This is a genomic window from Persicobacter sp. CCB-QB2 (assembly GCF_001274635.1).
GTDB lineage: Bacteria > Bacteroidota > Bacteroidia > Cytophagales > Cyclobacteriaceae > Persicobacter > Persicobacter diffluens.
Window position 1 is genome coordinate 158,360 of sequence record NZ_LBGV01000001.1, and the last position, 19,090, is coordinate 177,449.

The window sequence follows — 19,090 nt, forward strand, 5'->3', positions numbered from 1 at the left end:
TTGAATTTGGCTTCACTAGCTAATTCTTTGCATAAGATTGAATCGAAAAAGTTCCATAAACCAATAAAGGATATTCTTGTAGGAAATTTTAGACCTTTTTTGGCATATTTTATGCATAAGTGTGAAAGGAATCAACAAAAACCGATTATGAAGAATATCAATCCCACCTCGGCTAATCAAAGGGTAGCTGTTATTGATGCTTTGAGAGGCTTTGCCATTCTAGGTATTTTATTCGCTAATATTTTATCCTGGAGTGGTTATAAGTTTATCCCCTCTTCTACCTACGATAGCCTGCGCTGGTATGAGTTAGATTCCTACTTATCGACCTTTCTGAGTGTTTTTATTGACACAAAGTTCTATACTATTTTCTCCTTATTGTTTGGAGTAGGCTTTTATTTTCAGTTTAGAAAATACAAGGAAGATCAGGGGCCGTTTATCAAGACTTATAAGAGAAGATTATGGTTTCTTTTCTTATTTGGCTTTATCCATATGATCTTTTGGTCAGGTGATATCTTGATGCTGTATGCTTTGATGGGCTTTGTTTTTATTCAGTTTAGAAACTTATCCTCTGATAATATCCTGAAGTACAGTTTGATTTTACTCATGTCCTCTTTGGTAGTGGATGTGGTACTCTTATATGTGGCGCCAGGTTGGGGTGTTCCTGAAACACATCTGGCCAAAAAGACCTATATCGATATGAGCCCTGAAGCCGTGACGGCTGCTTTTCAGTCTGGAAGTTGGGTGGAGACCTTGAAAATGAACTGGCACAATGTGTTGTGGAGATGGTTTGATTTTATTCCTTCCGGTCGTCCAATGAAGGTGTTAGGTTTGTTTCTATTAGGATTCTTTTTAGCGGAGCAGAATTTCTTCACGACTTCTGCCTTAAAAATGAAGAATTTCTGGAAGTTCTTTATCCCGGGATTGGCTTTGACCCTTATTGGTAAATATGCGATTGGAGGAAGTATGGGAGAGGTTCCTTCACAGTGGAGTGATATTGCTTATAAAGCGGTGGAAGTGCCTGGTCAGGTGTTATTGTCCCTTTCATATGTTTGTATGATCTCGATTATTTTCGAATCTAAATTCGGACAGGCGGCGCTACAAGGATTAACAGATGTGGGAAGAATGTCATTTACGAATTATTTATCCCATACCATTTTTGGAATCATTTTCTTTTACGGCGTTGGTTTTGGTTATTTTGGAGCCTTTAGCTTGACAGAGATTTGGGTGATCGCGGTTATTTTCTACGTGGCCCAGATCGCTTTTAGTAAAATTTGGCAGAGAACGTTTGCCTTCGGTCCTTTGGAGTGGATTTGGAGATGTTTAACATACAAGAACATGTTCCCGATTAGAAGAAAGACCATTGCGGCACAAAAAGCAATGCGTGCGGCGCAAAAAGCCGCATAAAATTATCCTTTGATATATAAAAAAACCGCCTCCAAATCTATGGGGGCGGTTTTTTTTATTCAGCATTTTGTTGCAGCCATTCCAGGCGTCTTTCGTCCGGCAAGTGCTTTATTTTGAATGCTTCAAAAATTGCCTTGAAGCCATTCCCGTCAGGGCTGGCGGCCATCATGCCTACTTTTACGTCTTTATATTCCGGAAAATAGGCCGTATTGCTCATGGTGAATTTTTTACCATCCATGGAATAGAATATCTCAATAGCATCTCTTTTTCGGGTGGCCTTAATCCAGATGGAAGCAGGCTTTTCATTTAAGGGTACCACTGACCAGGAGCTTTTTTCAATTGTATGGACGGTGCTGAAATTGTATACTCCGTCTACGAACTCAATCCCTGTTTTAACCCAATGGTTTTCATCAATCTTGAACATTAGTCCCATTTGGTCGAAACGTGTTTCATATTCACCGGTAATTTTTAAGGTCACCTCGAACTCTCCGCCTCTTTCGGTGTAAAGAAAAGGACCGTCATTGACCATAAATCCATAGTGAGATTTGTTCCAGTAATCGCTTTGGCCTGTTACCTGCATGATCAGGCGACCATCTTCAATTTCCCATGTTTCAGGTTCATTCAGCCACTGCATGGACGTTAATTTTTGTGCCAGGCTCTCCAGAGGAGACAATAGTAGCAGACTCAAAATAATTGGAAGGTATTGCATAATAAATCGTTTGTTTTGATAAGGAAATTAATGCTTCGGATGGTGAAAAAAAAGGCCGTCTGATTAAAGACGACCTTTCGGTGATGGAAACTATAATTTTTTCAAGCCTTTAAGCGTACTGGTGTCAGTGACCTCCATAATGCTAATGGCGTATCCGCCTCCCGGGGCACAATATTGGTTAAGTTTGGATTTACTATTTACCTGATATTGCTTGATTTGGTAGGCTTTTGGGTTGTCCTTATAATGCGCATCTTTTTGGTCCGCATAAACGGTGGCAATGTATTTTTTGCCGGGTGTCAGGAAGTGGAAGTTGATTTTGGAGGTTCTTGCTTCTTCATCATTTGTTCTTCCCACGAACCAGTTTTCCGATGCTTTGTCTTTGCGGGCATAGGTGATGTAGTCTCCGGGTTCGGCCTCCAAAATGACTGTTTCCTGCCAGTCTACCGGAACGTCTTTGATGAACTGAAATGCGTCCATATACTTTTCGTAGGTCTGAGGGAGATCCGCCGCCATTTGTAAAGGACTGTACATCGTTACATATAGAGCCAGCTGACGCGCCAGCGTGCTGCGTACATAAGAAGTATTGTTCGGATTGTACTGGGAAATATCCGTTTCAAAAATTCCTGGGGTGTAATCCATTGGCCCACCAATTAATCGGGTGAAAGGCAGAATGGTAGTGTGGTCAGGATTGTTGCCACCAAAAGATTCATATTCCGTACCTCTGGCGGATTCATTCCCCACCAAATTGGGATACGTTCTGCTTAAACCTGTCGGGCGTACGGCCTCATGGGCATTGACCATGATTTTATAGTCCGCCGCTTTCGTTAAGGCATATTGATAATGATTGACCATCCATTGGCCGTAGTGTGTTTCTCCTCTTGGGATCATATTGCCTACATATCCACTTTTTACCGCATTATATCCATGGTCGACCATAAATTGATAGGCCTGATCCATATGGCGCTCATAATTTCTGGTTGAACCGGAGGTTTCATGGTGCATCATCAGTTTTACTCCTTTAGAATGGGCGTATTCATTCAGGGCTTCCACATCAAAGTCCGGGTATGGGGTAAGGAAGTCAAATACATAGTCTTTTGATTTCCCAAACCAGTCTTCCCAGCCTTCATTCCAGCCCTCTACCAGCACCTGATCAAAACCGTGTTCCGCCGCAAAGTCAATATAGCGTCTCACATTTTCATTGGTGGCACCATGAGTGCCATTAGGTTCCGTTTTATTGTAATCGGTTTCTCCCAACTTTACTGCAGGTAAATCGGTATAGGCCCAGGAGCTCATGCCGGAAATCATTTCCCACCAGACGCCAATGTATTTGACCGGTTTAATCCACTCCGTGTCCTCATAAGCGCAGGGCTCGTTCAAATTCAGGGTTAAGGTGGACTGTAAAATGTCCGCCGCCTGATCACTCGCGATTACGGTTCTCCATGGGCTTTGGGTGGGCGCTTGCATATAGGCCATATTGCCCAAAACATCCGGCGTTAGGTGAGATTGGAAAATGAAGTTTACATCATCCAGTTCTAAATGCATACAAGAGTAATCAATTAGTGCTGCTTCATGTAAATTAATGTAGAGATTGTTGTCCGTTTTCATCATCAGTGAAGTTTGCACACCCGTGGGGGAGAACTGGGTTTGTGAAGCATTGGGGGTAATGGCTTCTTGCATTAAACTTCTGATTTCAGAAAGCCTGGATTTATTGTAATTGTATTCCTGTGTATCAAAATCGCCCGGAATCCAGAAAGCAGTGTGGTCGCCAGCCATGGCGAATTGGGTGTTTTCAGATTGAATGATGAAGTATTGTAAGTTATCCTGTTGGGGGAATTCATAACGAAAGCCCAGTCCATCATCAAAAAGGCGAAATCGAATATTAATTTTTCTCTCTGTTCCTTTTTGGTTCAGGGCGACCAACAGCTCATTGTACTGATTTCGAATTTCACTTCGCTCCCCCCAGACTGGCTTCCAGCTTTCGTCAAAGGAATCGGTGGTTTCGGCAATCAACTCGAAGTTATCGAGTAAGTCCTGCGCTTTTACCAGTTCAAAACCCAGGGTAGAAGGTAAAATGATTGCTTGATTTTTATAGTCTAATTGATAAGTAGGCTTTCCATTTTCCAGGGAAAATTTAAGCTTAAAATTTCCATTTGGGGAATTTAGTTCGCCGGCTATGGCTTTATACGATAGCAGCAGGCATGTGAAAATATAAAGAAGCTTTCTCATGAATGTTTATTTTGGATGCTTGATGCTCAAATGTAGCATTCCCACCAAAACATTAATAGAGAAAGTAGATGGAAAGGAGGTGGTTAGTGGCTTAAATATGCATTCAGAGTTATATATAGGCATATTTAATAATTATAAAGTAGTAGAATAAGTAGTGGGTTACATTCAGGAAGTAATCATTTTTACCTGATTTTCGAATAAATCCCTTGGGCCGGCCGCTTTATTCCTGGCACTGGTGCGATAATTATAGATGGTAGTGGTGGAGTAACGAAGAAATTCTGCGATCTGTGGACTCTCATTTATGCCCAGACGGATCAAAGCAAAAATTCTTAATTCGGTATTGAGCAATTCTCCTTCTTTTAAATGCACCTGAGCATCCGGTTTAAGGAGGGCATTGAAATCCCGGACAAAGTTGGGGTAGAGATCCAGAAAAGCCTGATCAAAATCCCGGTAGAAAGCGAGTAATTCTTCCTCTATCCATTCTTTCGATTTTAATACTTTTAATAAGTCATCCATGCTCGAACTGCTCGCTTTGTTGCGAAGGCGATTTCTAAAATGATCCATCTTACCGATGTAGGAAGAGCATAGTTTGAGGTACTGGGCAATATAAGTTTCCCTTTGCTTGTTGGCGGCGGCTAATTGCTCATTTTTGGTTTGAATAAGCTGATTACTTTCTGCTAAACCCTTTACGGAAGACTTCAAACGAAGGTTAATTTCCTGATTTTCCTGATAAGCGGTTTGCAACTTTTTTCTTTGTCTGAGAAAGAAGAGAAAGGCGATTAAAATGAATAACATGAAGCCTCCTCCCAGCCAAAGGGACCAGAGGTAAATGCGCTTTCGGCGGTCACGGAGGTTAATATAGCTTTGATTGATCAATGGCAGAATTTGCCCGATTTCGAAAGTTCGTAATTTGGAGCCGCTGAAGGTGGCGTCTTCCAGGGCAATTTTGGTATAGTAAAAAGCGCTTTCGCTTTCGCCCTTTTTTTCCAGCAAAATAGCCAGCTCGCGCAGGGCGGCATGTTCCTTAATTCCATTTTCAATGTCAGACCGGGCCGATAGCGCCAAAGCCTGAATTTGCTTGTCTTCCTCACCCAAAAGGCCGTAGGCAGTAGCCAGCGTATAGGCAGTAAAAGCAAAGGGGCGGTCTGCGGGCTGAAATTTGGACAATGCCTCCTGCAGAATGGGGATGGTGGCGGCTATCTGCCCGTCAGCCATCATGTTTTCGGCAATAATCACGGGGTAAATCACATCAGTGGGCTTCAATTGACTAAGCAAGGAGTCCTGATATTGGTGATATAATTGCTGATAGTTGGCCAGTTGCGGAGACTTGCTAAGGTAAGCGCGTAAGTAATTGTATAAAGTGAGTCGGCTGGAATAATAAGCGGTTTTTTGCCCCTCATTCAGGGCTTGTTTTTCCAGCTGATCCAATAACAGCAGGGCCTCATGCGTCATACCGGCTAAAATATAGGCATGAGATAAGTTCAGGGCAGCATCCTTAAAATACCGATCATTTGGTAATTGGCTCCCAAGCGATTCATTTTGAAGGCAATAATATAATGCCGAATCAATGCGAAAGGTGCTGTATTCTTCCCATAGCTTTTGTTGCAAACGGAATCGCTCCTCTCCACCCGGGTTTTTATCCAATAATAAAGACCGGAGTGAGGAGATTTTACGATTTCTTTTTTGGGTAAATTCCGCTCTGCGCTGAAGCGTTTCTTCCAGTTGAATTAAAGCAGGATTGTCCGTATTCTCTGCCCGGGAGAAAAAGGGAAAACCTGCCAAAAGGGCGATCAACAAAAATTGGGGCATTGGTTTATGCTTTTTTTACTTTTAGCGTATTGCTTTCCTGGCTAATGACTTTAATTGCAGTGCCCGCATCAATAAAATCTCCACGGGTAAAAGCATCATGGATTTTTCCGTCAATCTCCACCTTGCCGCTCGGACGAAGCACGGTATAGGCGGCCCCTATTTTACCTACCAGCGATTCCTGATGGAAGTTTACCTGATAACCTTCACTGGATTCCTGGGTGGTGGTCAGGGCCAGGCGGTTGATGAAGGAGGATTTATGTAGTCGCATGGAGCCTACAATGACCAGAATTAAAGAAAGTGCAAATGAAATGGAGACTGCACCCATTGCGGAATAGATTTGATCCGTGGGTACACCGGAAAAGTCAAAGAAGTCATTGCCGAGCATAATCAGCGTTAGGGAGCCCAAAGTCAGGATTAATCCAGAGATACCTGCAATACCAAAGCCCGGAATTACGAATATTTCCAGGCCAATGAGCACCAGTCCGATAAAGAACAAAATGATTTCCCAATAGGCGGCCAGACCATGAAGGTAATGCGGAATCAGGTAAATGGTCAATGCGATTACCGCTGCTGCAATTGGAAAGCCTACTCCAGGCGTTTGAAGTTCAAAATAAATGCCGCCCAGGATAATCAGGATCAGAATGCCGCTAACAGCGGGATTTAGTACCAGGGCGATAATTTTTTCTAAGGCAGAGAGTTCAAATTCTGTTATCTCATAGTCATAAATCCCTGCATGTTCCAGCGCGTCCGTGACAGAAATTACCTCCGCGGTCGCAATTTCATATTTGATGGCCTCGGAAGTGGATAGCGTCAATACTTTTCCGGAATCTGAAATGCCCTCTATATAGATGCTTTCATCCACCATTGCTTCGGCGATTTCCGGATTACGTCCCTTGGCTTCGGCCGTGGATCTCATGATGGATCGCATATAAGATTGGTATTTATCCGGCGCGGCTTCTCCGGTTTGTACCACTACGGTGGCTGCCCCAATGCTTGCCCCGGGTGCCATATAAATGCTATCGCAGGCAAAAGAAATTAATGCACCGGCCGAGGCGGCGTCTTTATTGATGAAAACGTAGGTCGGGGTTTCTGTGTCCAGCAGAGCGGTGCGGATATCATCCGCATCATTTACGGCCCCGCCATAGGTGTCCATTTCAATCAGGATAATATCGGACTCCTGATTTTCGGCTTCCTCTAAGGCCAGTTTTACATAGCGATTCATTCGTGGGTCGATATTATCGTCTATGTGCATGTGAAAGACCCTGGTGCTTTGCGCCATCAATATAAATGGAAGGCAGATAAGCATCAAAGAGAGGCCCGGTTTCAGGAAAAATGGTTGATGACTTTGCATATTGAATTGATATTAAAAAAATCATTTCGAAATTGGCTTCGGACAAATGTCGGAAAGGCTACAGCAATTCACTTTTGATAATTTGCAGATCCATGCCGAAATCCTTCTATTTGTCCATCTGTATTTAATACGTCAAATTCGCCAATTTTGAACAAATTACAAACCATAGACCTGCCCGGAAGACTTTGGAAGCTGGAAATTGCAGAAAAAGGCAATGGACTGGGCTTTGAATTCCGCAATGAGGAAGAACTTCAAGCCACTTTTGCCTATTTGGATGACTCCCGGAAATTATGGGGTCCTTTTGAAATGCCTGAAAGCTGGTGGGTGACACTGGACGCAGTCGTGGAAGGTAAGCTATTGATTCGCTCCTATGAGGATCATACCAATCCCACTTCCCGTAAGCTTTGGTTATTGGAGGTCGTAAAAAATGAGATCTTATGGGAAGCGGAGAAATTTCTGCCCGCGGACATCATCGATGGGAAATTATATGGGGGATTTGTGGAGGATGGCGAGCGTAAGCCTGCCTTTATTGAGCTGGAAAGCGGAGAGGCCCAATGGCTGGGGGAGGAAATAAAAATTGACCCGAAGAATGGTGATAATCCCGTCAAAATTGCGCATTATGCGGAGGATTCGGAGTATTTTGAAAAAATCAGGGTTTTTATTGAAAAAAAAGCCGGAGATACCATCCAAAAAGGAGTGGATTATTTCCAATCTGATGCTCAAATAGTAATTTCTTACTATATTTACGAAGAAGAATGCTTGATCAATAAGCTTCATATTTATGATCGGAAAGGAGCGCTATTGCTAGAAAGTATTTTGGCGGAAAATTTGCCTAACATCACCCTGCAAAGCTTTTTTGTCGTTTCTGATCAGTTGATTTTTGTCAACCGTCATAACCAGTTATGTATCTATGACCTGTAAAAAAATCGCATTAGCCCTTACTGCATTGCTATTTTCATGGACTGTTGGAAATACCGATGTGGTAGCACAGTCGCATGCTTATCACACTATCGAAAAGGGACAAACCCTTTATTCGATTTCGAAGAAATATAAAACTACCGTGGCCAAATTGGAGGAAATGAATCCAGGGCTTTCGGAGAACCTCGGCGTGGGACAAAAAATTAAGGTGCCGGCCGCAGCAGGAGCAGTTGGTGAAAAAGCCACCAAATCTAAGTCCGGCTCAGAGATTGTTCACGTAGTCCAGGCGAAAGAAACCCTATATAGTATTTCTAAAAAATACAGTGTGAGCGCGAATCAGCTCATGCAGTACAATGGGATGTCCAATACTTCTCTTTCATTAGGGCAGAAAATTAAAATTCCTACAGATGGTACGGATGCGGTAAAATTTGCCAACCATATTGCAGATGCCAGTAACCTAAAGCATCAGGTAGCGAAAGGAGAAACCTTGTACGCTATTTCTTCTAAATATAAGGTGTCGGTAGACAATATTAAGAAATGGAATGGTTTGAACAGTAATAGCCTGAAAGAGGGCCAGTATCTGATTGTTGGCCTGGGTACGGGAAAACCGGAGAAGGAAGCCGAAGTTGTGAAAACATTGCCAGCCACCACAAATCCAAAACAGGTGAAGGAAGTGACGGCTAAAGCAGATAACCCAGAGGTGAAAGAAATTGCCTATTCCCGTGAGGAAATTGAAGATGGTACGGATTTCAAGAAAATTCGGGAAAGAGGAATGTCCGGCATCATGACGGGTTCGGAAGACACCAAGAAGTATCTGGCTTTACACCCTAGCGCTCCAGTTGGGACGATTATGCAAGTGAGGAATGATATGAATAACTATAGTGTGTTCGTTCGGGTGATTGGTAAATTGCCGCCAACCGGTGATAATGCCAATTTGGTGATTGCCTTAAGTAAGACGGCCTATGAGCGTTTGGGGGCTTTTGATCAGCGCTTCCCGGTGGAAGTGACCTATGTGCCTTAACCAGAATTATTCACCGCTAAATTTATCAGATTAGTGTAAGTAGTTTGTCTTCAGTTTATTAAACTTTAGTTTATAATAGTTCAAATTTGGGTAAGCTAGTTTTCTCCTCATTCATCTGTTTCGTTGGAAAAAACTCGAAATAGGAAAAATTCCTTCATTTTTTCCGCCTTACAGCTAAACGATGATTTAAGCATGAATAATCCGGGTTAAAAGTCTTCCTTCTAAATAGATAAAGAGCGTCTTGAGAAATCAGGACGCTTTTTTTGGGTTTGATGGTATTTTGCTACCTATTTCACCAATTATCACAGGTGACTGCTGAGAGGGTAAGGCAGATGATTATTGCTGCGACTGATTCAGCTGATATTTTTTAGGAAATTGGGATTAAGCCGAATTATGAATAATTAACTAAATTTGGGCTATTAAAATCCAAAGAGAAATATCTGTAATGGATTGAAAATAAATAATTTGTGGGCTGGTAAATCCAGCGGGGAATAATTTTCGCTGAATTAACGCGATTAGGAGTGGTTTGAAAATGAAATAAGCCTGAAATATCGGCTTACTGAATTTAGCGGCCTTTAGAAGCCAGAGCAAACAACAAAATGATTGAAAAATGGAAAATTCATTGGCGAAAATATTAATGATGGCCGGTGCAGGGCTATTTCTTATCGGGCTAATCATTTACCTTCTACAGGGAAAGGGATCCTGGTTTGGCCATCTTCCTGGTGACATCCGTGTGGAAAAAGAAAATTTCCAGCTTTACATTCCATGGGTCAGTATGATGCTGGTTTCGGTGATCCTTTCGGTGCTGTTTCATTTATTTAGAAGATTTTTTTAGAAAGGGAACTCCCGTTTTGATAGTTGGAAACTTAGTGTTTGCTTTAAGTTTTATTTTTTTATATTTTATTTAAACTGATTGAAAATCAAACATTCAATTTCATTTCTAATGAAGGAGTCTCAGCACTTGGTTTTAAATCATTTGTGAAAGCACTATCTTTGCAAAACTGGATATTATATTAATTAAATGAATCAAATGAACCCATTACGTTATTTTCTAATGGCCTTTGCATTATTGTTTTGCTTACAGGCCGAAGCGCAAAAAGAAGTTTCAGGAGTTAAATTAGCCGCTAATGTTACAGTTGAAGGGAAGAAACTGGACTTAGTTGGTGCAGGAACTCGTTCGAAATATTTTATGGATTTGTATGTGGGCGCATTGTACTTGGGGCAGGCATCAAATGATGGTATGGCCATTGTAAATGCTGACGAAATACAGTCCGTACAGTTAACCATTATCTCCGGAATGGTGACTCGTGATAAATTTACTTCCTCTACAATGGATGGCTTTAAAGCTTCTACGGGTGGGAATTTAGCCCCAATTCAGAAAGAGATTGACCAGTTCATGGGAGCATTCGCGGATGATATTGAAAAACAGGATACCTTCACTTTTAATTATGTTCCGGCAAAAGGAACCGAGGTACTGAAAAATGGTAAATTGATGACTACCATTGAGGGAGTAGCATTCAAAAAGGCATTGTACGGAATCTGGTTAGGGAATAAGCCAGCAGACAAAGCTTTGAAGGCGGGAATGTTAGGGAAATAAAAAAATCAGATAAAAGAAAAGGCTACTCATTTTGGGTAGCCTTTTTTTATATCGTATACCGTTTTACTCCCCATTGTCAAAGGGTTCATTCAGAAAAGCGTTTAAGGGAGCGATGCCTTCGAATATTTTTTTCGCTTTGGATACAATTTTGTCATCCATAAAATCTTCGTCCTTGAGGTAATGGATCGCCAGAAAGTCTTTCTTTCTTAAATACTCGATTAAAGGATCTGCCTTGTCATAACCTTTTGGGGCTGTTTTCAACTCATCCCCCTGTAGGTTTCCAAACATTTTTTTAAAGGCCGGAGCTTCTACGATGGATTTGAATTGCTCCCCATTATAACTGATTTCTTCCCGAATACTTTTTAATCTGGGGCTCTGCGGTTGCCAAACACCACCGGCAATCATGCATTTGCCCGGTTCCAAATGAATATAATATCCAGCACGATCTGATTTTGGGTTGCCACTTAACCAACCTCCAAAATGCTCCTTATAAGGTCGTTTGTCTTTGGAAAACCGAATATCCCGATAAATCCTGAAAACACTTTTCTTAGCTTCCTGCTGTCCGACAATTGGATCAAATTCAGAAGCAATGGCAATCATTTTCCCCATAAGGTCTACAAATTCCGCCAGCGCCTTTTGGTATTTGGGCTTATGTTCGTTGAACCACTCTCGGTTATTGTTGGTCTTTAGCTCATTTATAAAGTCAAAAGTACTTTGGCTTATCATTGCTTGGAGGTTTTAGAGTTGAAAAATGCTATTTAGGGATTGTAATTTAATATTTAATAGATTAATCGCCGGTGTTTTTTTTTGTTATTGATTTAAGCTGTTGGATGGTAGGTTTTTAGGGGGTTGATTTTGTTTCGCCTCTTTGGCTTTTGTATATAAATATTACAAGAGTTGCTGACTTTTTTTTAAACTTTTCTAATAAAAAATTTACATAATGTAGTTTTTATTACATCAAATTATTGCGGAAAGACCGAAACAGGGGTGTTAAAATTTGCGCTTAATTCACTTTCCGTTTGATTTTTAGAGAATTACCATGACAATAATTACATGATGCGCAATTTGGATAAAATATTAAATAAATTGGGAGTGTAATAATCAATTTAATTATGGTAATAATGATGTTTCTGTGGTCGGTATTGTTTCCTCCTCAAGAAACACTAACGGGTTTTTTGGTGGATCAAACGATTACGCCTCCCGGTCGTGAGTTTTTTTCTCAATTTGAAAAGCAATGGGTTTGGCCGAAATATTCTGAAGGCTTAACAGTAGAAGTGAAAGAGAAACGAGCGATGGGTAACTCCTCTGAAATCGTTATTACCGTCAATAATGAACAGGCCGGGGTTTTTATGATTAGTCCGCGTCCGGAAGTGATTGAAGCTTATTCTACTTATGCAGTAGGGCGGGTTCATGGCTTTATTCGGAATAATCAGGATTTACTGAAAGCATTTGATTTATTGGGAAACGGCATTTATTAATATGAAACAAAAAAGCTTAAAAATAGCCATGCTGATGGGGCTTTTATTCATGGTCACTTCCTGGGCCTCTGCGCAGGACTTCGTCTATCAGCCTATCAATACCTCCTTTGGGGGGTCTTATTTGAATTATTCCTCCATGCTCAATGCAGCTAATGCGCAAAATACCTACAAAGACCCCAAGGAGGATGCCATCAATAAATTGATAGAATCCGAGGATCCAAATCAAAAATGGAATGATTTACAGACCGGTTTGGAGAACCGATTGGTGGATGCCATAACAGAAAAAATCCTAAAAGAATACCTGGGCGAAGACGGTACCTTAAAGACCGGCAGTTTTTCCTTAGGTAATTTTGATGTGGATATTGAGGAAAGCCTTGGTGGTTTTAATATCAACATTGAAGATGTCAGGTCCGGTGGTTCCACACAAATAGATGTTCCTTTTTTCTGATGAAGCAATTTATTTTATTTTTTTTTGCGGCCTTGTTGCTCGCAGCCTGTAGTCCACACTATAATATGTTTCAGACTACTCCGGCGCGCCTGGGCACCAAGACACCTACTTCAAAAGCTTTTAATGAACTTCCTCCTCCGGAAAAGAAAATTATTGCTGCGGTATATAAATTCCGAGATCAGACTGGTCAATATAAGCCCTCCGCAGCAGGGACTTCCTGGTCTACGGCGGTTACGCAAGGGGCGACTTCAATTCTTCTTCGCTCTCTGGAGGAATCGGGTTGGTTTGTTCCTATTGAACGGGAAGGGCTTTCCAACTTATTAAATGAGCGGAAGATTATTCGTTCCAGTCAGGCGGCATATTTGGAGGATAATCAACAGTCAGAAGCAAAGCTCCCGCCACTATTGTTTGGGGATATTGTGTTGGAGGGAGGGATCATATCCTATGATGCCAATGTGGTCACCGGAGGTGCTGGTTTACAGTATTTTGGAACCGGAGGGAATGGGCAATACCGCGAGGATCGCGTGACCGTATATTTGCGTGCAGTATCCACGACCAATGGTAAAATATTGAAAACGGTCTATACCACGAAAACAGTGCTTTCGCAAATGATTGATTTTGGGGTTTTCCGATATGTGGCTTTTAAGCGGCTGCTAGAGGCTGAGGTGGGGACCACTTATAACGAACCCATGGAGTTGGCGGTGACGCAGGCGATAGAAAAGGCGGTACACACCATGGTGGTCGAAGGCATGCTGGAACAATTATGGTCTCCCGCACAGGGAACTGCGGAAGATCACCCCGCTGTGCAGGATTATTTAGTAGAAAAAGAATTGAATGCACAGCAAAACGATTGGGGGGAGTTGGATGAAAACCGCAGAGGGAAATTGAAGTTGGGATTAGGCGCTGGAGGAAGCTTATTTTACAGTGATATTTTAGAGGAAGGCGTTGGTCCATTTGGGCGGTTTACAGCCGGCTATATGATGCCCAAAGGCTTAGGTTTGAACTTAAATTTTGAGGCTGGAGGCCTTACCGCTACGGGTTTGGAAATGAATTATATGCAGTTGGGAGCAGATGTTCAATATTATCTCAGACCAAAGTCCATTTGGTCCCCATATTTTAAGTTTGGAGGGGGCTATGCACTCAGCAATGTCAATCTTGGTTTTCCTTATGAAAATACAGATTTAAGCAGTCATCAGAGTGCCTATTTTATGGCCGGAGCTGGGGTGGACGTTGCGCTTTCAAATCGGTTTTCCCTTTTTCTGGACATTGGCTGGCAATTATATGCCAATGACAAATTTGATGGCTTAAAGCGTGGCCGATATAATGATTATCATTTTAATGGCGCCCTGGGGGTTAGCTTCTATTTATTCTCCCATTAATTATTGAAACTATTCGTTGCTTAATCTACAATTATGAGCACAACATCAAGATATCGACTTTTACCTTTATTTCTTTTTTTTCTCTTTGTTTTAAATGCTTGCAGAGACGAGCCCGTTAGTCCTGATTTATTTGGGGATTTAGAAGGCGTTGTATTGGATGAGGAAATGAACCCTATTGCAGGGGTGAGTGTAAGTACAACTCCGGCAAGTTCGGCAACTATTACCGATGATTTGGGGATGTTTAGAATATCAAGCATTGCCGTTGGGGAATATGTGGTCTCTTTCTCCAAATCTGACCTGAAGGGCAGGGCCGTGAATGTGGCGATACGTTCTGAGGAGTTACAATCTATTCAGGTGATAATGGAGGAGAAGACGGAGGAGGAAGAGGATGATTCCGCCCTGGTATTTCCTCACAGCCCGTCCCCTGAAGATGGCGCACAGGGGCTGGAAAGCACGGTGCAATTGGCCTGGGCCGCGGATAGTTTAAATGCAGAAGGTATCACCTATAATTTGGTCGTGTACCAGGGAAGTCAGGATCAGATCTTTGATCAACGATTAGGTTTAACCGATACCACTTATACTTTAAATGCTTTTCAGGGACAAAATTATTTTTGGCAGATCACTACTGTAAAAGGAGGTTTGGAAAAGGCAGGGCCCATTTGGAGTTTCAGTACGGCCTCCTCGACGAATAATCGGTTGGTATTTTCTAAAATGACCAACGCTGGATTACAACTTTTTTCCGGAAATGTAGCATCTCAGGCGGAGGTACAATTAACCCGCTTTGCTAGTGGTGTTTATTGGCCCCGAATTAATCCTCTGAATGATTTAGTCGCTTTCGCCTCTTTGGAGGAGGGACGCTGGCAGCTTTACTTAACGGATTTAGACGGCTCCACGCCAAAAAAGCTCACCACCCTTCCCATGGATAATTATCATAGTTATGGTGGAGGGTTTTGCTGGTCAGCCGATGGAAAGTATTTGATCTATCCGCACTATGATAAGTTGTACAGAATCGATTATAACGGAACGGGACTAACCGAATTTGCTACCGCTCCTGCCGATCGGCATTTTGCGGAAGTGGAATGGGCGCCGGATAATTCTAGGCTGGTCACCCGAGTAATTGGAAGTACGGTAGATGAGGATGATATTTATTTAATGGACCGTGATGGGGGTAATATGATCCTGTTAGTCGCCAATCAGGAAGGGGCTATGCGTTCGCCAAGCTTTACTTTGGACAGTCGCCATGTGCTCTATACGGTAGATAAATCAGGGAGTACGAGTGTGGATGGTCGGCAACTAGATGCGGGAATTTTCAGTATAGATATTAATTCACTGGAAATAACGGACCTGAGCTTTGGGAAGCCTTCAGGGACTAATGACTTTTTCCCCAGAGTAAGTCCGGATGGCGCTTCATTAATCTTTCAAAATGGCTCCAACCAAGCAGGAGCTTCGGCAGATATAATCGTAGGAAATAATCTTTCAGATTCCGAATTGGAATCGAGAACGCTAGTATTTGAAGATGCTTTTTATCCTGATTGGCAATAAAAAAGGAAATATTTATTTTATAATACCGGCTAAGGCCGGTTTTTTTATGCTCAATAGTTAAGAATGGGAGAGTTTCTCCTTGTGATTTAGGGGCTGTAATGGATAAAAAGTCCAAGCGATTCATATTTTTAAGGGAATCTGTGACGCTTGAAACGTACCTTTGGGCGGAGAAGGGAGATTTGCGAATAGGCTATTTATACTGAGGAATGTATTCGGAATTACACCCAAGATTCAAAGCCCCCTTTCTTGTTTTCCTTTCTATTGAGGGGGAGTTCCGGTATGTTTTTTAGTTTCTAAGAAGGTGTTTGAAGGGATATAATAGCCCTTTGCCCTTTCCAAGGGGCATTACTGAAAGGCTTTGGATTTCTCTTTGGGAATCGCCAGAGAGCTGAAATAAAAAAAGGCCAACCAAATCAGATTTGGCTAGCCTTTTTATGAAGAGTATTCCTTTTAGTTAAAAGTTATTGTGGCAGTCATTCCCCCCGTTTGGGTGATGGAATACTTTATTGGGTTGGCGGCATTGGTGCCGCTTCTCAGTTCATGATGTTCTAGTTGGTTGTTGTTACCGACCTGATTAATATTGAGGTTTAAATGATTTCCCTGAATGGTTTGTGTCAGTTGATTTTCACGTCCGTCCTGAATATTTTCTAAACGAACATTCTGACCCTCCAAACTCAAATCATAGGTGTTACTGCCTCCCTGTTGTAAAATGGAAGCTTCATAATCAGCAGCGCTAATGGTAAGTTCCGCTTGTTGGTGGGTTCCTGTTTGGATGATCACCACCCGCTGGTCCCGAACTCCCAAACTAGATGGGGCAGTGTTTTCAACCAAAAGGTATTCTTCAGAAGAAGGAATTACTTGTGGATCCTGCGCCTGTAGCTGATGAATTGAGATTATTATAAGACATGCCACTAATAGATGTCTCATGACAGTTGTGTTTAAGGGAGTGAATCATCACTCCCTGAATTTTAATTATTGTTGAGTGATCACAGCCGTATGGTTTCCGCCGTGCTGTAGGATCAATGCCTGATCACTATTACCAGCTTGGTCGATTAAAGCTGTTGAGGTACCACCAGTGAAGATATCTTGGAAAATAGCGGCTTCATTGTTATTTCCATTTACTACGATAGTCGCTTCAGCAGTAGCGCCATTAGTTACTAATTGACCGATTACAGCATCATTATTGTCTCCGGTAATTATGGTGTTTGCTTCTGCAGTTGCTCCAAAAGTAGCTACCTGACCAGTAAATGCAGTGTTGTCTTTCCCCATAGTGGCAATCAAAGTATTTGCACTACCGCCAAAGGCAGCACTTTGAAGGCTAATACCAACGTTACCTTTACCAGAAAGGTAAGTTTCAGAGAATGCAGAACCTCCCAGAGTAGCATTTTGTGCAGTGTAACCAGCATTGTCTTTACCTGCTGCATACACGCCAGCCAATGCTGATCCACCCATACTTACATTTTGATCAATATGACCATAGTTGTTTTTGCCATCTAAAGCAACTCCAGCACCCGCAAATCCAGCAGAAGCAGTTTGGTGAATAAAACCAAGATTTCCATCTCCATTTTGGTAGATACCACCTAATACCTCAGCGCCTTGAGAGCCCATTTGTTCGATTTCAGCATAGTTGTTTTTGCCAAATTCTTCTACTCCGGCAAGTTGGGAAGCTCCTGTGGAAGCTTCTTGATAAATGTAAGCAGTACTTTGAGTGCCATTTTGGTAAATGCCTAGTCCGTTAAATGCCTCACTAGTGGCGATTTGGGTGGTGAAAACATCACTATTATTACCTAATTGTCCTACTAATGCAACGTTTTCGCCTTTGGAATTAGCCATTTGGATCGTGTTACCAAAATTTTGCTCACCAACCTGCCCAACAATGGCAGTGTTTTTACTGTCATAATCAGATGCTTCCTGAGTAACAAAATATTCCCCCATTTTGCCGTTTTGGTCAATATCAGAATAGTTAGAGCCTTTGTCGGATGCATTTTGTGTTACAGTAGCTTTATCACTCATGCCTAATTGATCCACAAAAGATTCGTTAGAAGTCCAACCGGATCCTGAGGTGTATTGATTTGTAGTTACGGTATTGCCTTTCCCTTCTTGATTGGTTTTGGAATGGTTCATGCCGGTTTGCGCATCCTGCATCAAGGTGGCTGTGTTATTGTCACCAGATTGCTTGGACCAAGCCCAGTTTGCTGCAGCATTAGCATTTTGTGTTACATTACTAGTGTTGTCATCGCCTCCCTGTCTTAGGAAGGTGTAGTTCTTGGCATCCACACCAGCGGCATCTTGGTCCACATCAGCCATGTTATCATCACCACTTTGCGCAGCATTAACATCGTTGAAAGCGACATTTTTATCATGCCATTTCTGATCTGCATTAAACTCATTTTTATTTCCACTTTGTGTAAGCACCGCTTGGTTAGTGCCCATTTTGGTTCCAAATGGAGTCGTTTTGTTCTTGGAGCGTTGCCAGATAGTGGCCTCATTGTTTTTACCCGTTTGAGAGGCGTTCGAATAGTTGGCATCAAATCGCTGTTGGATTACAGCGCTGTTACCTTCTTTTTCCTGATTAAGGAAAGCGGCATTGTTCTCGGCCCAACCGACACCTTGCTGAATAGTACCATCATTGTTTTTACCGGTCTGAGTAGACTCAATGTAGTTGTTGTCTTCTCCATATTGTCTTGCATCAATAGATAAAGAGCGACCATCCTGAGAAACAGTAGCGAAATTGTTCTCGCCGAATTGGTTAACATCTACAGTATTAGCTTTGGAACTTCCTCCAGTTCCATTGGATGCAACAGTGGCAATATTACCAGTTCCTTCTTGTCCTACATAAGAATCTGTACCATTGCCAGTTTGATCAACATTGGCAAAATTGTCCTGATTCCCAAATTTAGTTGTAGAGCGATTTTGTCCAGGCATTGAACCCTGAAGGCCATTTTTTTGCTCGATTAGAGAAGTGTGATTGCTACCGGTTTGATTGTTGGTAGCATCTTGATTGATGCCATTTTGGTCAATAACACCCAAATTTGACTGAGCATAAGCCGCAGCAGAAAATACTACTGCAGATGCAAGCATTAATAGCTTTTTCATAAGTGGTTAAAATTGATAGATAAAACTTTTGTTAAAAGAGATAATATTTGCCTTAGACATTACGCTGTCTAATTTTTTCAATTGAAAATTGGAATGGACTAACTCCCAATTG

16 protein-coding genes are annotated in these 19,090 nt (G+C 42.0%); 9 read left to right on the forward strand and 7 right to left on the reverse strand.

What is annotated here, in order from left to right; all coding sequences use genetic code 11:
* Positions 1–147 precede the first annotated feature (147 nt).
* On the forward strand, positions 148–1,404 hold the full coding sequence (locus NG22_RS00840) for a DUF418 domain-containing protein (protein WP_172674295.1): 1,257 nt from the start codon (positions 148–150) through the stop codon (positions 1,402–1,404).
* A gap of 55 nt (positions 1,405–1,459) precedes the next feature.
* Here NG22_RS00840 and NG22_RS00845 read toward each other — a convergent pair whose 3' ends face one another.
* The 4 genes from NG22_RS00845 to NG22_RS00860 all read right to left on the reverse strand — a co-directional run bounded on the left by NG22_RS00845 (position 1,460) and on the right by NG22_RS00860 (position 7,370).
* Positions 1,460–2,113 (reverse strand): DUF1349 domain-containing protein, encoded by a 654-nt coding sequence (locus NG22_RS00845; protein ID WP_053403973.1) that lies wholly within the window; start codon positions 2,111–2,113, stop codon positions 1,460–1,462.
* A 90-nt stretch (positions 2,114–2,203) separates the two neighbouring features.
* Positions 2,204–4,339 carry a glycoside hydrolase family 97 protein gene (locus NG22_RS00850; RefSeq protein WP_053403974.1) on the reverse strand — a complete coding sequence of 712 codons (2,136 nt, stop codon included), beginning with the start codon at positions 4,337–4,339 and terminating at the stop codon, positions 2,204–2,206.
* A gap of 165 nt (positions 4,340–4,504) precedes the next feature.
* Complete coding sequence (locus tag NG22_RS00855; RefSeq protein WP_157600796.1) at positions 4,505–6,148, reverse strand: DUF6377 domain-containing protein; 1,644 nt, start codon at positions 6,146–6,148, stop codon at positions 4,505–4,507.
* Between the two features lie 4 nt (positions 6,149–6,152).
* Positions 6,153–7,370: a nodulation protein NfeD gene (locus NG22_RS00860; RefSeq protein ID WP_253275636.1), complete on the reverse strand. Its 1,218-nt coding sequence runs from the start codon at positions 7,368–7,370 to the stop codon at positions 6,153–6,155.
* A 276-nt stretch (positions 7,371–7,646) separates the two neighbouring features.
* Between NG22_RS00860 and NG22_RS00865 the strand changes: the two genes are divergently transcribed.
* From NG22_RS00865 to NG22_RS00885, 4 genes are all read left to right on the forward strand, one after another.
* Complete coding sequence (locus NG22_RS00865; protein ID WP_053403977.1) at positions 7,647–8,420, forward strand: DUF4905 domain-containing protein; 774 nt, start codon at positions 7,647–7,649, stop codon at positions 8,418–8,420.
* Positions 8,410–9,438 carry a LysM peptidoglycan-binding domain-containing protein gene (locus NG22_RS00870; RefSeq protein ID WP_053403978.1) on the forward strand — a complete coding sequence of 343 codons (1,029 nt, stop codon included), beginning with the start codon at positions 8,410–8,412 and terminating at the stop codon, positions 9,436–9,438. The genes NG22_RS00865 and NG22_RS00870 overlap by 11 nt, the downstream gene beginning before the upstream one ends.
* A 610-nt stretch (positions 9,439–10,048) precedes the next feature.
* The gene (locus NG22_RS00880) at positions 10,049–10,273 is read left to right on the forward strand and encodes a DUF2905 domain-containing protein (protein ID WP_053403980.1); all 225 of its coding nucleotides are present in this window, start codon (positions 10,049–10,051) and stop codon (positions 10,271–10,273) included.
* Positions 10,274–10,468: 195 nt separating this feature from the next.
* Complete coding sequence (locus NG22_RS00885; protein ID WP_053406849.1) at positions 10,469–11,035, forward strand: chalcone isomerase family protein; 567 nt, start codon at positions 10,469–10,471, stop codon at positions 11,033–11,035.
* Between the two features lie 63 nt (positions 11,036–11,098).
* Here NG22_RS00885 and NG22_RS00890 read toward each other — a convergent pair whose 3' ends face one another.
* The gene (locus tag NG22_RS00890; protein WP_053403981.1) at positions 11,099–11,761 is read right to left on the reverse strand and encodes a DUF2461 domain-containing protein; all 663 of its coding nucleotides are present in this window, start codon (positions 11,759–11,761) and stop codon (positions 11,099–11,101) included.
* Positions 11,762–12,156: 395 nt separating this feature from the next.
* Here NG22_RS00890 and NG22_RS00895 point away from each other — a divergent pair, with 395 nt between their 5' ends.
* The 4 genes from NG22_RS00895 to NG22_RS00910 are packed head-to-tail and all read left to right on the forward strand — an operon-like array spanning position 12,157 to position 15,882.
* Positions 12,157–12,513: a CsgE family curli-type amyloid fiber assembly protein gene (locus NG22_RS00895; protein ID WP_172674296.1), complete on the forward strand. Its 357-nt coding sequence runs from the start codon at positions 12,157–12,159 to the stop codon at positions 12,511–12,513.
* A gap of 1 nt (position 12,514) precedes the next feature.
* Positions 12,515–12,961: a curli assembly protein CsgF gene (locus NG22_RS00900; RefSeq protein WP_053403983.1), complete on the forward strand. Its 447-nt coding sequence runs from the start codon at positions 12,515–12,517 to the stop codon at positions 12,959–12,961.
* Positions 12,961–14,340: a CsgG/HfaB family protein gene (locus tag NG22_RS00905; protein WP_053403984.1), complete on the forward strand. Its 1,380-nt coding sequence runs from the start codon at positions 12,961–12,963 to the stop codon at positions 14,338–14,340. The genes NG22_RS00900 and NG22_RS00905 overlap by 1 nt, the downstream gene beginning before the upstream one ends.
* 33 nt (positions 14,341–14,373) lie before the next feature.
* Positions 14,374–15,882: a carboxypeptidase-like regulatory domain-containing protein gene (locus tag NG22_RS00910; RefSeq protein WP_082304953.1), complete on the forward strand. Its 1,509-nt coding sequence runs from the start codon at positions 14,374–14,376 to the stop codon at positions 15,880–15,882.
* Between the two features lie 450 nt (positions 15,883–16,332).
* On the opposite strand, the gene NG22_RS00915 is transcribed toward NG22_RS00910, so the two are convergent.
* Entirely contained in the window at positions 16,333–16,809 is a 477-nt protein-coding gene (locus NG22_RS00915; RefSeq protein WP_157600798.1) for a hypothetical protein, read from the reverse strand.
* Between the two features lie 45 nt (positions 16,810–16,854).
* Positions 16,855–18,978, reverse strand: a complete 2,124-nt coding sequence (locus NG22_RS00920; protein WP_053403987.1) for a hypothetical protein — start codon at positions 18,976–18,978, stop codon at positions 16,855–16,857.
* Positions 18,979–19,090 lie beyond the last annotated feature (112 nt).